Genomic DNA, 14,055 nt, shown 5'->3' on the forward strand with positions numbered 1-14,055 from the left:
CGCACCGGGGCAGGAAAGCCTTCCATGTGCTGCGCGCAGGGTTGGGCACCCTGCGCGCCACGATGGGTGGCCCGGCCACCACCCTGGCACCCGATCCGGTCAGATGCCGTGATAGCCCTTGTACCAGCCGACAAAGGCACTCAGCCCTTCCTCGATGGTGGTGCGCGGCGTGAATCCGACGGCCTGCCGCAGCGCCTCCACATCGGCATAGGTGCGTTCCACGTCGCCTGGCTGCATCGGCTTCAGGTGACGCTCGGCCTTGCGTCCGATGATATCCTCCAGAACGGAAACGAAGCGCTCCAGCCGGACGGGCGTGTGGTTGCCGATGTTGAAGATGCGATGGGGCGTGGCGGGATCGATGCGTCCCGGCTCCGCGCCGCTGGCCTTGTCCGCCGGGGGCTGCACGACCAGCCGCCGGATCGCCTCCACCACCTCGTCGATATAGGTGAAATCCCGCTCCATCCGGCCGTGATTGTAGATGTCGATTGGGCGCCCGGCATGGATGGCGTCCGTGAACTTGTAATAGGCCATGTCCGGTCGCCCCCAGGGCCCGTAGACCGTGAAGAAGCGCAGCCCCGAGGCGGGAATGCGGAACAGGTGGCTGTAGGTCTGCGCCATCAGCTCATTCGCCCGCTTGGTGGCGGCGTAGAGCGAGACGGGCAGGTTCACCGCATCGGCCTCGGCGAAGGGAACCTTGGTGTTGCCGCCATAAACCGAGGAGGAGGACGCATAAACAAGGTGCCGGACCTCATGGAAGCGGCAGGCTTCGAGGACCGAAAGAAAGCCATCCACATTGGACGAGGTGTAGGCCGATGGATTTTCGAGCGAGTAGCGCACGCCGGCCTGCGCGGCGAGGTGGATCACCCCATCCGGCTTGAAGTCCGCGAAGGCCTCGCGTGTCGCCGCCGCGTCCGCGAGGTCGAGGCGGAGGAACGAAAAGCCGGGCCGCCCCTCAAGGTCCTTCAACCGGGCTTCCTTGAGCCGGATGTCGTAATAGGAGGTGAAGTTGTCCACCCCGCGCACTTCAAGGCCATCCTCCGCCAGCCGGGCGCTCACCGCGCGGCCGATGAAGCCCGCGGCACCCGTGACCAGAATTCTCCGCATGTCGCCTGCTCCCTACAATCGGCCGCTGGAGAAAGGATCGGGCCCGCATCCAGGCGCGGGGGCCGGGCACCGCACATCGCGCGGGTCGCCGGTGACGCGGAACCCCGTTCCTCCGCCAGGCGGTGCCTTGGCGCCAATGCCACGCGGCGCCCGCGTCAGCCGGGTGGAAAAGCCCCGCCGGCCCTTGAGCCGCGCCTTGCCGGCGCGGATGCGGGCCATGGGGCCATCAACACCGGGTTCCGCGAGGCAGGTAGCCGGGACAAGGCCAGCGCGGGCCGCCCCGATCCGGGCGATCTTCATCGGATGTCCTGTATCCCTTCGGCTGATCGGCAACACTGAAGACAATGGAAAAGACTGCGAACAGGCCAAGCCGGTGTTGCGACGCAACACCGGCTTGGCCCGCGATTTAACCTTGATCCGTTCCCCGCCGCAACGCGGCCCCCGCGCCGCAAGGCCGGCCTCCGGCGGCATGGAAGCCGGGTGAACTATTCGCCCAGCCCATGCATCACGACGGCGCGGTTCCTGCCGGCGGCCTTGGCGTGGTACAGGGCCCGGTCGGCGGCCTCGACAAGCAGCAGGGGCGAATTGCCCTCGGCCGGATAGGCCAGCGCGCAGCCGACGCTGATGGTGACATGCCCGCTCACCCGGGAGGCGCGATGGGCGATCTTCAGCTCCTCGATGCTGCGGCACAGCGTTTCGCCAAGCTGCTTGACGCGCTCGATGGGGGCATCCGAGAGAACAACCACGAATTCCTCGCCGCCGAAGCGGGCCGCCAGATCCGCCGAGTGCCGGCAATGGGCCTGCAGCGCCCCGGCCACAGCTCTCAGCACCTCATCGCCCGCCAGATGGCCATAGCTGTCATTGTAACGCTTGAACTCGTCCACATCGATCATCAGCACGGCGACGGGATTGCCCTTGCGGGCGGCCGTCGACCACTCGGCGGCCAGGTATTCATCGAAATAGCGCCGGTTGCTGAGGCCGGTGAGTCCGTCCACCTTGGTCAGGCGCTGAAGTTCCAGATTGGCTTCCAGCAGGTTCTGCTGGCTTTCGCGCAGGGCGGCATAGGCTTCGTCGCGCTGGATCTGGTTCAGGTAGGCCTGGGAATGATAGCGGATGCGCGCGATCAGTTCGAGCCGGTCGGGCAGCTTCACCAGGTAGTCATTGGCACCCGCCGCGAAGGCCTCGCTCTTTGTCGCCGGCTCCTCCCGGGTGGACAGCACGATAACCGGGATGCCGCGGGTGGAAGCGTCATCCCGGTAGTCCCGCACCAGGTCGAGCCCGTTGACGCCGGGCATGACGAGGTCCTGCAGGATCACCGTCGGGCGGATCTCCTTGGCCACCGCCACGGCCCTGGTCGGGTCCGAGCAATAATGGAAGTCCATGTTCGGCTGGCCGGCCAGAAGGCGGCGCACGGCCTCGCCGACCATGATCTGGTCGTCAACCAGCAGCACCATCATGGCATAGTCGTCCTGCCTCGGAACATTCGGCATGGTGCGCAGGCCTGCGACTTTCATGGGCGGAATCCTTCCTGGCTTCCACGGGCGGTGGCACCGATCAGCCGGGGTGCAATGCTGGGCAATGGCAGGATGTCCACGGCCGCATCAAGTTCGGCGGCAGCCTTGGGCATCCCGTAGACGGCGCTGCTCGCGCGGTCCTGAGCAATGGTATAGCAACCTTTGGCGCGCAAGGCCTTCAATCCCTGCGCCCCGTCCCGCCCCATCCCCGACAACAGCACGCCTACCGCATCGCCCCGCCAAAGCCGGGCGACGCTGCGGAAGAACACGTCCACCGATGGCCGGTAGGCATAATCCCGCGGTTCCGGGACATAGCCGAGATGGGAGGCGGTTTTCAGTGTCAGGTGGTTGTCGCTGCCCGCCAGGAGAACGGTTCCGGGCATGGGCGTGTCACCCTCCTGGGCCAGCAGCACCGGCATGGCGGAATGATCGCCAAGCCATGCGGCCATGCCGGCCGCGAACCGCTCGTCCACATGCTGGACGATCACCACCGCCGCCGGGAAGTCCTGCGGCAGGCCGGCCAGCAACGCCGCCAGGGCGGCCGGTCCGCCGGCGGAAGCGCCGATGGCCACGAGGGGATGGCTGCTGCCCGGCAACCGGCCGGCCGCCTGCCGCGGGCGCCGGCCGGGATGATGGCCGGCGAGCCGCCCGATGGCCGCGATCTTGCGGAGCAGCGGCACGGTGTCGCCCACGGTTCTTCCGTCCTCCGAAGGCGTGTTCACCGCATCGAGGGCGCCATGCCCCATCGCCTCGAACACGCGGGCGGCATTCGCATCCACGCTGGGCGTGACCAGGAGGATGGCGCAGGGCGTCTCGGTCATGATGCGGCGCGTGGCCTCCACGCCATCCATGCCCGGCATCATGAGATCCATCAGCACCAGGTCGGGGCGGTCATGGCGGCAGAACTGCACCGCCTCGTCACCGGTGGACGCGGTCCAGGCCACGCGATGCTCGGGCGCCGCGGCGACCACCTGCCGCAATATCTCGGCCACCGGGGGCATGTCGTTCACGATCCCTATCCGCATCGCGCGCTTTCCGCCTCCTTGCACAGTGTCGCCAGGATCGTCAGGCCTCCGCCGGGCCGATCAGGTCGGAAACGGCCTGAACCAGCACCTGGTCGTGGAAGCTGCCTTTGGTCAGGTAATAGTCGGCGCCCGCCTCAAGGCCACGGCGGCGGTCCTCCTCCCGGTCCTTGTAGGAAACGATCATCACCGGAATGCCGCGCAGATGGGGGTCCTTCCGGATCAGGGTGACGAGGTCGATGCCGTCCATCCGCGGCATGTCAACATCGGTCACGATCAGGTCGAACTGCCCGGCCCGCGCCGCGTTCCAGCCATCCAGCCCATCCACCGCGACCTCGACCTCATAGCCCTGCTGGCTGAGCAGCTTGCGCTCCAGCTCCCGGATCGTCAGGGAATCATCCACCACCAGCACCCGCCGCCGCCGGCGCTTGCTGTCTTCCGCGCCGGCGGCGGCAGCGGGCCCGAGGCGCCCGGCGGTGGTGAATTTCTCCACCCCCCGCAACAGGTCGTCCACGTCGAGGATCAGCACCGGGGAGCCGTCTTCCATCAGCGCGGCGGCGCTGATGCCGGCCACCTTGCCCAGCCGGGCATCCAGGGGCTGCACAACCAGTTCGCGCTGCGCCAGGAGCCGGTCCACGGTCAATCCATAGCTGTTCCGCTGATCGCCGATGATGACAACGAAAACCTCCTCCCCCGCGGCGGCTCCCGCGGCGGCGCCAAGAAGCTCATGCGCGCCGACCAGCCCGATCTGGCGGTCCCCGAAGCTGAAATGCTGCTGGCCTTCCAATGTTTCGATGGATCGCCGGGGAAGCTTCAGCGCCCGCTCGATGCTGGCCAGCGGCAGGGCGTAAGGCTCGCCGCCGATCTCCACCACCAGGGTGCGGACCACGGACAAGGTCAGCGGCAGCTCGAACTGGAAGCGCGCGCCCCGCCCCGCCTCGGTGGAGGCGCGCACAATGCCGCGCACCAGCCTGGCCGCCGCCTGCACCGCGTCCAGCCCCACCCCCCGGCCGGAAATTTCCGTGACCTCGGCCTTCATGGTGAAGCCCGGCAGGAACAGGAATTCCAGCAGCTCGGCCTCGCTCAGCTGGCCAACCGTTTCCGGGCGGGCCAGCCCGCGCGCGAGAATGGTGGCGCGCAGCCTTCCGAGGTCGATGCCCTGCCCGTCATCGGCGACCAGGATCTGCAGCATCCCGGCATGGTGCCGCGCTTCCAGCCGGATCGTGCCCTCCGCCGGCTTGCCTGCGGCCAGGCGCTCCGCCGGCAATTCGATGCCATGGTCGATGGCGTTGCGCAGAAGATGCCCCAGCGGAGCGTCAAGATGCTCCAGGATGTCACGATCCACCGGGGTGCCGCCGCCCAGGATCTCCAGCCGGACCTGCTTTCCCAGCTTGTGCCCGAGGTCGCGCACCTTCCGCGCATAGCGCCGGGCGCCATCCTCGAAGGGGCGCATGCGGCTCGCCAGGGCTTCGTCGTAGAGCCGGTGCGCCAGGCGCACGGCGCGCCGGTCGAAGGCGTCCAGTTCCGCCAGCCGCTCGCCCAGATAATCCTGGCAGTCCATCAGCCGCTGGCGCGCATCGGCAAGGGCGAGCTGCACCTGGTCGCTGGCCGCATGGGACGCTGGCAAGGCGTCCCGCAGGCCGTCGAAGGCGCGAAGCGCGTCGTAATGCAGCCGTCGCAGCCGCATCAGCCGGTCGTTGAAGGGGCGGAGGCGGCGCGCCTCGACCAGCGCCTCGCCCGACAGGCCGAGCAGCCTGCTGAGGCTTTCGGCGGTGATCCTCAGGATGCGCTCCGCGGCGTCACCGCCTTCCGGCGCGGGCGGAGGCGGCGCGGCTGGCGTTGGGGGTGGCGGAGGTGGAGGCTCCGGTGCGGCCGGCGCCGCTTGCGGCGGGGCCACCGCCACGGGAGGCGGCGAAGGCGCGGCCTGGCCGGGGGCGGTGACGGCCTGGTGCAGGGCCGCGAGTAGGGCATCCACCTCCGCCCGCGCCGCCTCGCCGCCTCCGCCGGGCTCCGCCGTGGCCCGCGCGATCGAGGCCAGCATGTCCACGCCCCGGAGGAGCAGGTCGATCTGCTCCCGACCCAGGGCGAGCCGGCCATTCTGCGCCGCCACGAAGATGTCTTCCATGGCATGGGCAAGATCGACGGCGGGGGTCAGGTCGATGAGCCGGGCCGCGCCCTTGAGGGAATGCGCCGCCCGCATGCAGGCTTCCAGATGCTGCGCGGCGGCCGCATCCCGCTCCAGCGCCAGGAGGCCATCCGTCAGGGCCTGGACATGGGTCTCGCTTTCGAGCCGGAACAGGTCGGCCAGCGAGAACTGGCTGTAATCCTCCTTGCCCCCGCTCATGCGACGCTGCGATTCAGGCCATCGAGCAGAAGATCCGCATCGAGATAGCCGATATTGCGATCCTGCCAGGACAGAACATGGCGCGTGTAGCTGGACGCGGCGCGGACAACGGTGGCCGGAGCGGGGCGCAGGCTGTCCGGCCGGTAGCGCTGGATGCCCTGGACCTCGTCGGCCGGGAAAACGAAGCGGCCGGCCTCGTGGCCGATCACCAGCATCCGCCGCTTCGCCTCCATGCGTCTTTCGCGCTGCTGCGCCTCCGGCGCCAGGCCGAGCAGCACCGCCAGGGAAACGCAGATCAGCAGCCCGCCATGGATGTTGGCCACGCCCAGCACGACGCCACTCCGCCGATGCGGCAGGGAATGCACCGGGCGCATTTCCGCCACCTCCTCCAGAAGGTGGGTCGGCAGGGCCAGCCATTCTCCGGCGATGCGGAAGATCATGACGGACAGGGTGGCCGCCGCACCGGCTGCCCGCGCCTCGGCGGCGCCGGGCGCGCGGTCGGAGGCCGCTTTGCCCTGGGCGACATGCCGGGTCCATTCCTCCAGGTAATGGGCCGGTGGGGCGCGGTTGAGCAGGAGCGAGGCCGCGCCTGCATGGGTGGGGCAGTTCCGGCAGTGGATATGCTTCTGAAGTTCCGGGCATGACGCGTCGCCGCCGATGCCGGTCTTCTGCCAGCAGGACTCGATCGCGAAGCCTGCGTCAGGGGCCATGGTCAGCTTCCGCTCCGCCGCGCCATGCGTTGCAGCCGGTCACGCAGCATCTTCGCGCCGGCGCGGTCGCCCTGCTGGTCCAGCAGCAGGGCGAGATGGGCCAGCGTTTCCTGGTGATGCGGGTCGAGATAGAGCGCCTTGCGGTGGTTCGCGATGGCCTCCGGCCGGCTGCCCGCCGCTTCCCGCAGGAGGCCCAGCAGGTGGAAGGCATCGGCGGAAGGGCCGTTCTCCCGGATATGCGCCTCGCAATGCAGCACGGCTTCCGGAAGATGCCCCTCATCGGCGAGGCGCTGCGCTTCGCCCAGGCTGGCGCGGCGAATCGGCCTTTCGACCTCCGCCGGGTGCGGCGCCTCGGTGGGGCGAAGCGGTTGCGGCACGCCCGCCGGGGCCGGCACCGGCCGGAACGGGCGCGGCTTGGGAACCGGTGGGGGAAAGGCCTTGGCCTGCGGCAGGGCCGCCGCCCCGGCCGCCTTGCAGAAGGCGAAGGCCATGGGCAGCTTCGCCCAGGTGAAGTCCTGGCGCGGCGGCAGGGCGGTCTCGGACGGGCCAAGAAAAAGAAAGCCGCCGGGCAGCAGGAGCCGGTGCAGCACCTGCAACGCCGCGCCCTGTGTGGGGCGGTCGAAATAGATCAGCAGGTTGCGGCAAAAGATGACGTCCTGGCTGAGGCCACCCGGCAGGGAGCCCGCGTCGAACATGTTGCCGCGGCTGAAACGGACGGAGCGGCGCACCGCCTCCACTGGGCGGAAGCCCCCTTCCACCGCCTCGAAATGCCGGTCGCGGAAGTGGAGATCGGCCCCGCGGAAGGCATTCCGCCCATAGATCGCGCGCTGCGCCAGGGCGACGGAGCGGCTGCTCACATCGATCGCGTCGATGATGAAGTGATCCGGCGCGTAGCCCGCATCCAGCAGCGCCATGGCCATGGAATAAGGCTCCTCCCCCGTGGAGCAGGGCAGGCTCAGAAGGCGGAGCTTCCGGCCGCCCGCGCCCTGCGCCCGGCTGCGAAGGATCTGGACCATGGCATCCAGGGCGCCGCGGTCCCGGAAGAACCAGGTTTCCGGCACCACGACGGCATCCACCAGTTCCTGCAACTCGGCGGGCGATTCCCGGGCAAGGGCAGCATAGGCGGCGGGATCATCCAGGCGGCAGGCGGCCTGCCGCGCACGAACCGCGCGGGCGATCGCGGCACTGCCGATGGTCGCGGCGTCCAGCCCGATCGCCTCCTTCAGGAGCGACTCGATCCCGGCGGTCATCACGCGCTGCCCACCGGTTCCGGCATCGCCGCGAGGCCTGCCGCGCAGGAGAACAGCTTCGCCGGATGGATCCACTGGATCAGCCCGCGCTGGTCGGCCAGCACGGGGCCAAGATAAGAGGCGGCGCCATCGGTGAAGCCGGGCGAGGCGAATCTTCCGGGATCGAGGCGCAAGGCCTCGGTCGCCTGTTCCAGAACCAACCCGAGCCATTGCGGCTGCCCGCCCGCCACCTCGTTGCGGATCAGCGCGATGCGCGTGCTGAGTTGCGTCCGGGACGGGCGGCCGAGGATCAGCTCGCTGAGGTCGATCACAGGCACCGGCGTTCCGTGATGGTTGATGACGCCGATGCGGCCCGAAGGTCCAGGGCGGGCCTTGATCCTGACAAGCGGCAGCACCTCGGTGATGCAGCCGGCTTCCAGCACATACGGATCGTCGCCGATATGGAACAGCAGGAACAGCATGGCGCCGCCTTTGAACCTTTGCTCAGGTCCGGTTACGCGTGCAGCTTGAAGCGGGAGATGCTGCCGCGCAGACCGGTGGAGACCTGGTTGAGCTCGTCGATGGCAAGGCTCGACTGCTGGAGCGATTCAACGGTCTGGGTGACGGCGTCGCTGAGCTGCGCGAGGGCGTCACTGATCTGCCCCGCGCCCACCGCCTGGGCCTGCATTCCCTCGTTCACCGTTTCGAAGCGCGGCGCCAGGCCCTGCACCTGCTCGATGATGATCGAAAGCTGGTTGCCGACCTGCTGGATCTCCGTCATGCCACGCCGCACTTCCTCGGCGAACTTGTCCATGCCCATGACGCCGGCCGAGACGGCGGACTGGATGTCCTTCACCATCTGCTCGATGTCATAGGTCGCAACCGCCGTCTGGTCGGCCAGGCGGCGGATCTCGGTGGCCACGACGCCGAAGCCGCGGCCATATTCGCCGGCCTTCTCCGCCTCGATCGCGGCGTTGAGCGACAGGAGGTTGGTCTGGTCGGCCACCTTGGTGATGGTGGTCACCACCTGGTTGATGTTGCCGGCCTTCTCGTTCAGCACGCCGAGCTTGGCGTTGATGGAGCCCGCGGCGGCGGCGACCTGCCGCATCATCTCCTCCATGCGCACCAGGCCGGACTTGCCTTCGCCGGCCAGGCCGGCGGTCTGGTCGGCAACGGCCGATACCTCCTCCATGGTGCGGACCAGCTCCCTCGACGTGGCCGAGATCTCGCGCGAGGTCGCGCCGATCTCGCTGGTCGTCGCGGCGATCTCGCTCGCCGTCGCCTGCTGCTCCCGGGCGGTCGCGGCGGTTTCCGTCACCGATGTGCTCACCTGGATGCTGGAGCGCTGGACCTGACCGATCAGCGCCGTCAGATCCTCGACCATCCGGTTGATGGCCGCCGCCACGACGGCGAACTCGTCCCGGCGCGCCAACTCGATCCGGCCGCTGAAATCGCCCATCCGCATCGCTTCGGCGGCGGCGGTCATGCGGTTGAGCGGCTCCGTGATGGAGCGCAGCAGGACATAGCCGCAACCAAGCGCCAGAAGCACCGCCACGGCGAGGGCGAGCAGCATCTCGATCTGTGCCGTGGTTCCCGCATCGGCGATCTGGCGGGTCGCCTCGTCGGCCTGCTGCTTGTTGTAGCTCACCCACTGGAGAAGGGTGTTCTGCAACTGTTCATAGATGGGATTGAGGCGGGTATGGAGCAGGAGGCGGGCCTCGTCATCCCGGTCAACCCGGCTCATGGCCAGGATTTCGGCCTCCGCGGCACGGTAAGCCTCCTCGGCCGCCGCCAACCTGCTGAAATGGCTTCTGTCCGCCGCGTCGCGGGTGCCGTCCTTCTGCAGCTGCGCGAGGCCCTGAAGCACAGACAGGCTGGCTTGCAGACGTTCCTCGATAGCGCGGGCGTCCGCGGCTTCGGTCGTCAGTACATGGGACTGGAGCAAGGAGTATCTTTGCGCCCAGGCGATGGAAAACTCGGCGGCCGAGTGAAGATCGACGGTGGTATCACTCTCCACAACGGAAGCCTGGTACTTGATGTGGGAAATTGTCAAGAATCCCACGATTCCCATCGCCGCCATGCTGGCAAGTACTACGGAAAAGCTTCCGAAAATAAGACGACGGATTGAGATGTTCTTCATGTCGCCGACTGCCGCGCCTTGTTTTCCGCAATGACACCCGGTTTTTCTTCGCCGGTTATCTTCCTGTCCGGTTTCCTGGACATGAAAAGGCCGCTCAACCGGAAGGAGCCCCGCTGACGATCTGGTTTTTTGCAAGTCATCCAAACGCCGCCCCTGGTTGCGCTGATAACAGATAGGCAACCCACAGGGGAGGTCCAGAAGATTCTTTACTTGCTGGTTTCGTACTGGAACTCCGCAATCTTGCCGACTGCGAGGGCATGAACCGTGCCTGTGACCTTCATGGCGTCCAGGTAGCCATGGCCGAGCCTTCCAGCCCGGCCAGCTCAGCCCAGGGCGGAGCGGCGTTACTCCGCCCGGGCACGGGACACGATCTCGCCGAATCTCTGCTTCACGCGTGGGGGCAGGCCGTCCGGAATGACCAGGGCATCGGCTGCGCCCTCCCCCACTTGCACCAGCATGACCATGCCCATGGCATAATGCGGGATGCATTTGATGCCGTAGAAGCCGGGGGTGGTGAAGGTCAGCTCGATCTCCTCATTGATGCGGCCTTTAAAGGGCTCGGCCCCGGGCGGCAGCATTTCGGGCATGGAGGCGGCATTGTGCGTCACATGGGTGGCGATGAACTTGACGCGGTCCCCGGGCTTCAGGCGGAGGTGGTCCGGCTCATAGACCATGCCGCCCGTGTTGTTGCGGTTCAGCATCCGGACCTCAAAGGTCTCGGCCTGGGCAGCGGTGGCAAGCAGCAGAAAGGCGGGCAGGAGCAGCCGCATCCTATGTTTCCCTCAGGATACCGCGTGGAAGCGGATGATCCGCGCGCCATCGGCGGGATCGGTCAGAAAGGAGGCCCGGACGCCGAAAACGTCACGCAGCAGCGCCGGGGACAGCACCTCCTGCGGCTTTCCCAGCGCCACCAGGCGGCCATGTTGGAGGACGCCCAGCCGGTCGCAGCTCATCGCCTGGTTCAGGTCGTGCAGCGCCACCACCGTGGTGACCGGAAGGGTGGCGACCAGTTGCAGGATGGAGAGCTGGTGGTGGATGTCGAGATGGTTGGTCGGCTCATCCAGCAGCAGGATGCGCGGCCGCTGGGCCAGCGCGCGGGCGATATGAGCACGCTGGCGCTCCCCGCCCGAAAGCGTGGCCCAGTCCCGCGCGGCAAGGCCCGACATCTCCACCACCGCCAATGCTTCCGCCACAATGGCGTCGTCCTCCGCCGACCATGGCCGCAGGGGCGAGAGCCATGGCGTTCGCCCAAGCTCCACCGCGTCCCGCACGGTGATCCGGTCGGCGGTTTCGGCCTGCTGTTCCACCATCGCCAGCCATTGGGCGGCCCGCCGCCGGCTCATCCGCGCCAATGGCTCGCCGGCCAGCCGCACCTCGCCCGCCTCCGGCTTCAGCACGCCGCAAAGCAGCCGCATCAGGGTCGACTTGCCCGAGCCATTGGGCCCGATCAGGCCCAGCGTCTCGCCTTCCGGCACCTCCAGGCTGACGCCGCGCAGGATCGGTGCGCCGCGCGCCGACCAGCCGAGGTCGTGAGCGGCCAGCATCATCGGGCCGGCCGCCGGCGCACCAGGATCAGGGCGAAGACCGGCGCGCCGACCAGGGCGGTGATGACCCCGATCGGCAGCACCTGACCCTTCACCACGATGCGCGACAGAACATCCGCCGCGATCAGGAACATCGCGCCCATCAGCGCCGCCGCCGGGATCAGGCGGACATGCCGCACCCCGACGATGAACCGCGCCGCATGCGGCACCACCAGCCCGACGAAGCCGATGGAACCGACGATGCTGACCATCACGGCGGTCGCCAGGGAGGCGCAGCCGATCAGCAGGGCCTGCACCCGCCGCACCGGCACCCCGAGCGCCGTGGCGGAATCGGTGCCGAAGGTGAAGGCGTCCAGCGCCCGGGCATGCCAAAGGCAGACCGACGTGACGGCCACGGCCACCGGCACCGCCATGCCCACATTGTCCCAGCGCGCGCCGCTGAGATTGCCGAGCAGCCAGAACATGATGCCGCGCGCCTGCTCGGCGCTGGCCGAGCGGGTGATCATGAAGGCGGTCAGGGCGTTGAACAGCTGCGACCCGGCGATCCCAGCCAGCACGATCTGCCCCGCGGCGCGCGGCCCCACCCCGCCGCCCGAGGCGCGGGCCAGCAACGCCACCAGCAGGAAGGCGGCGAGCGCGCCGCCAAAGGCGCCGAGGGAAAGCGACACCGCCCCCGCCCCCACCCCGGCCACGGTGACCAGCACCGCGCCGGTGGAGGCGCCGGCGGAAATGCCGAGCAGATAGGGGTCGGCCAGGGCATTGCGCAGCAGGGATTGCAGGATCACGCCGGAGACCGCCAGCCCCGCGCCGCAGCAGGCCGCCACGATGGCGCGCGTCAGGCGGTAGTTCCAGACGATGCCCTGGTCGATGCGGTCCAGCGCATGGCCGGCATCGAACAGCTTGTTGGCCAGCGTCCGCCAAACGGTGCCCACCGGGATCGCCGTTTCGCCGATGCACACGCCGGCCAGGATCGCGGCGGCCAGCGCCAGCGCGATCCAGGCCCCATGCAGCACGATCCGGCCGAGCAAGCGGGCGAGTGGCCGCCCTGGAGGCAGGATCACCGAGGCAGCTTGGCCATGGCGTCGGTCAGCGCTTCCAGCCCGTCCACCAGGCGGATGGTGGCCTGCATCGCATGGGCGTCGATGATGACGATGCGGTTCCGCTTCACCGCTTCCATTTCCCGTGTCACCGGGTCGGAGCGGAGAAAGGCCAGCTTTCTTTCAAAATCATCGGCCGGGAAGCGGCGCCGGTCCATGCGGGCGATGACGATCACCGAGGGATTGGAGCGGGCAACCGTTTCCCATCCGACGGTGGGCCATTCCTCGTCCGACTGCACGACGTTGCGCAGGCCGAGGGTGCGCATCATGTAGCCCGGGATGCCCTTCTGCCCGGCGACATAGGGATCGAGATCAAGGTCGGCGGAGGAGAACCAGAACACCGCCGAAGCGTCGGGCAGGTTGAGCGCCTTGGCGCGCGCGACCGCCGCTTCCTCGCGCCCGCGCAGCCTGGCGACCAGGGCGGCGCCCTGATCCTGTTGATCGAAGATCTGCGCAAGCTGCGTAATGCCCTTGTACAGCGCTTCCGTGCTGAAGGGGGCGGTGCGGGTGCCGTCGGCGCCCACCAGGTTGTTCTTGCCCTCGCAATCGGCGGGCATGACATAGGTGGGCACGCCCAGCTCGTGGAACTGTTCCCGTGTGCCGACCACGCCCTGCGGGCCGATCATCCACTCGAACTGCGTGGCCACCAGGCCGGGGCGCTTGCCGACGACGGATTCGAAGCTGGGCGCGTTGTTGTCCAGCCGCGGGACCCGGTCGTTCTGCGCCTTGAACTCCGGCAGGACATCATTGAACCACAGCGCCGTGCCGGCCATGCGGTTCCCCAGGCCGAGGGCGTAGAGGATCTCGGTGGCGGACTGGCCGATGGTGACGGCATCGCCGGGCGCGGCCTCGAAGGTCAGGCGGTGGCCACAATTCTCCACCACCAGGGGATAGCGTGTGGGCCCGGCCCAGGCGCCCGGCAGCGACAGGCCCATCCAGGCCGCGGCGAAGGCAAGCCCTGGCCGCATCATGGCGCCGCATCCCCCGTCAGGCGGCGGAAGGCTGCCCGCTCATGCGGCTGCGTGACGGTGCCGGCACGCGGCACCACGGATCGCCCCACCGGGCGAGACAAACAGATCATCGACATCCTCCCCGGACACCCCGCCGGCTGGTTCATTGCACATGCCGGCAGGTCTCCTGACTGGCGGGTCGCCGCCCGGTCCGGCCTTCCCGGGATTGCTCCCAGTGGCGTGTTCGGATCGGGCTCGCCGCCTACAGTTGCGGGGGCAGTTCCGTTTCACGGCCCTTGTGGGCCATGGGCGGATTCCCTGTTAGTTCCTTTCGGAAACCGGCGGCCCTTTCGTAAAGGAGCCGGGCGGGGGTGGCAAGAACCCGGTGGAGGCCGATGGGC

General features: G+C 68.5%; 12 protein-coding genes and 1 riboswitch. All 12 genes read right to left on the bottom strand.

The genetic code is table 11. The features are described 5' to 3' along the window. Positions 1-99: 99 nt before the first annotated feature. The 12 genes from F0Q34_RS14790 to F0Q34_RS14845 all read right to left on the bottom strand — a co-directional run bounded on the left by F0Q34_RS14790 (position 100) and on the right by F0Q34_RS14845 (position 13,675). Positions 100-1,104, bottom strand: coding sequence for an NAD-dependent epimerase/dehydratase family protein (locus F0Q34_RS14790; protein ID WP_149812991.1), 1,005 nt, complete (start codon positions 1,102-1,104; stop codon positions 100-102). Between the two features lie 485 nt (positions 1,105-1,589). Continuing rightward, a complete protein-coding gene (locus F0Q34_RS14795) occupies positions 1,590-2,618 on the bottom strand; it encodes a diguanylate cyclase domain-containing protein (protein ID WP_149812992.1) in 1,029 nt (342 codons plus the stop codon). Next, positions 2,615-3,643, bottom strand: a complete 1,029-nt coding sequence (cheB, locus tag F0Q34_RS14800; protein ID WP_149812993.1) for a chemotaxis response regulator protein-glutamate methylesterase — start codon at positions 3,641-3,643, stop codon at positions 2,615-2,617. Before cheB ends, F0Q34_RS14795 begins: the two co-directional genes overlap by 4 nt. A gap of 40 nt (positions 3,644-3,683) precedes the next feature. Next, positions 3,684-5,984, bottom strand: a complete 2,301-nt coding sequence (locus tag F0Q34_RS14805) for a hybrid sensor histidine kinase/response regulator (RefSeq protein ID WP_149812994.1) — start codon at positions 5,982-5,984, stop codon at positions 3,684-3,686. Continuing rightward, on the bottom strand, positions 5,981-6,694 hold the full coding sequence (locus tag F0Q34_RS14810; RefSeq protein WP_149812995.1) for a chemotaxis protein CheW: 714 nt from the start codon (positions 6,692-6,694) through the stop codon (positions 5,981-5,983). The genes F0Q34_RS14805 and F0Q34_RS14810 overlap by 4 nt, the downstream gene beginning before the upstream one ends. Before the next feature lie 2 nt (positions 6,695-6,696). Further along, entirely contained in the window at positions 6,697-7,944 is a 1,248-nt protein-coding gene (locus F0Q34_RS14815; RefSeq protein ID WP_149812996.1) for a CheR family methyltransferase, read from the bottom strand. Next, positions 7,944-8,405 (bottom strand): chemotaxis protein CheW, encoded by a 462-nt coding sequence (locus tag F0Q34_RS14820; RefSeq protein WP_149812997.1) that lies wholly within the window; start codon positions 8,403-8,405, stop codon positions 7,944-7,946. Before F0Q34_RS14820 ends, F0Q34_RS14815 begins: the two co-directional genes overlap by 1 nt. Positions 8,406-8,437: 32 nt before the next feature. Continuing rightward, positions 8,438-10,207 carry a methyl-accepting chemotaxis protein gene (locus tag F0Q34_RS14825; RefSeq protein ID WP_241665497.1) on the bottom strand — a complete coding sequence of 590 codons (1,770 nt, stop codon included), beginning with the start codon at positions 10,205-10,207 and terminating at the stop codon, positions 8,438-8,440. 200 nt (positions 10,208-10,407) lie between these two features. Then, positions 10,408-10,833, bottom strand: coding sequence for a pseudoazurin (locus F0Q34_RS14830; protein ID WP_149812998.1), 426 nt, complete (start codon positions 10,831-10,833; stop codon positions 10,408-10,410). Positions 10,834-10,845: 12 nt separating this feature from the next. After that, positions 10,846-11,610 (bottom strand): ABC transporter ATP-binding protein, encoded by a 765-nt coding sequence (locus F0Q34_RS14835; RefSeq protein ID WP_149812999.1) that lies wholly within the window; start codon positions 11,608-11,610, stop codon positions 10,846-10,848. Next, positions 11,607-12,668 carry a FecCD family ABC transporter permease gene (locus F0Q34_RS14840; protein WP_149813000.1) on the bottom strand — a complete coding sequence of 354 codons (1,062 nt, stop codon included), beginning with the start codon at positions 12,666-12,668 and terminating at the stop codon, positions 11,607-11,609. Before F0Q34_RS14840 ends, F0Q34_RS14835 begins: the two co-directional genes overlap by 4 nt. Continuing rightward, a complete protein-coding gene (locus tag F0Q34_RS14845) occupies positions 12,665-13,675 on the bottom strand; it encodes an ABC transporter substrate-binding protein (RefSeq protein ID WP_149813001.1) in 1,011 nt (336 codons plus the stop codon). The genes F0Q34_RS14840 and F0Q34_RS14845 overlap by 4 nt, the downstream gene beginning before the upstream one ends. Positions 13,676-13,814: 139 nt before the next feature. Next, positions 13,815-14,012, bottom strand: a riboswitch (cobalamin riboswitch). Positions 14,013-14,055: the final 43 nt, after the last annotated feature.

Source organism: Teichococcus oryzae (assembly GCF_008386565.1).
Lineage (GTDB): Bacteria > Pseudomonadota > Alphaproteobacteria > Acetobacterales > Acetobacteraceae > Pseudoroseomonas > Pseudoroseomonas oryzae.

What these genes read in the sequence shown, in the direction of transcription:
- F0Q34_RS14790 (WP_149812991.1), bottom strand. Translation starts at nt 1,104, where the DNA reads ATGCGGAGAATTCTGGTCACGGGTGCCGCGGGCTTCATCGGCCGCGCG.
- F0Q34_RS14795 (WP_149812992.1), bottom strand. Translation starts at nt 2,618, where the DNA reads ATGAAAGTCGCAGGCCTGCGCACCATGCCGAATGTTCCGAGGCAGGAC.
- cheB (WP_149812993.1), bottom strand. Translation starts at nt 3,643, where the DNA reads ATGCGGATAGGGATCGTGAACGACATGCCCCCGGTGGCCGAGATATTG.
- F0Q34_RS14805 (WP_149812994.1), bottom strand. Translation starts at nt 5,984, where the DNA reads ATGAGCGGGGGCAAGGAGGATTACAGCCAGTTCTCGCTGGCCGACCTG.
- F0Q34_RS14810 (WP_149812995.1), bottom strand. Translation starts at nt 6,694, where the DNA reads ATGGCCCCTGACGCAGGCTTCGCGATCGAGTCCTGCTGGCAGAAGACC.
- F0Q34_RS14815 (WP_149812996.1), bottom strand. Translation starts at nt 7,944, where the DNA reads ATGACCGCCGGGATCGAGTCGCTCCTGAAGGAGGCGATCGGGCTGGAC.
- F0Q34_RS14820 (WP_149812997.1), bottom strand. Translation starts at nt 8,405, where the DNA reads ATGCTGTTCCTGCTGTTCCATATCGGCGACGATCCGTATGTGCTGGAA.
- F0Q34_RS14830 (WP_149812998.1), bottom strand. Translation starts at nt 10,833, where the DNA reads ATGCGGCTGCTCCTGCCCGCCTTTCTGCTGCTTGCCACCGCTGCCCAG.
- F0Q34_RS14835 (WP_149812999.1), bottom strand. Translation starts at nt 11,610, where the DNA reads ATGATGCTGGCCGCTCACGACCTCGGCTGGTCGGCGCGCGGCGCACCG.
- F0Q34_RS14845 (WP_149813001.1), bottom strand. Translation starts at nt 13,675, where the DNA reads ATGATGCGGCCAGGGCTTGCCTTCGCCGCGGCCTGGATGGGCCTGTCG.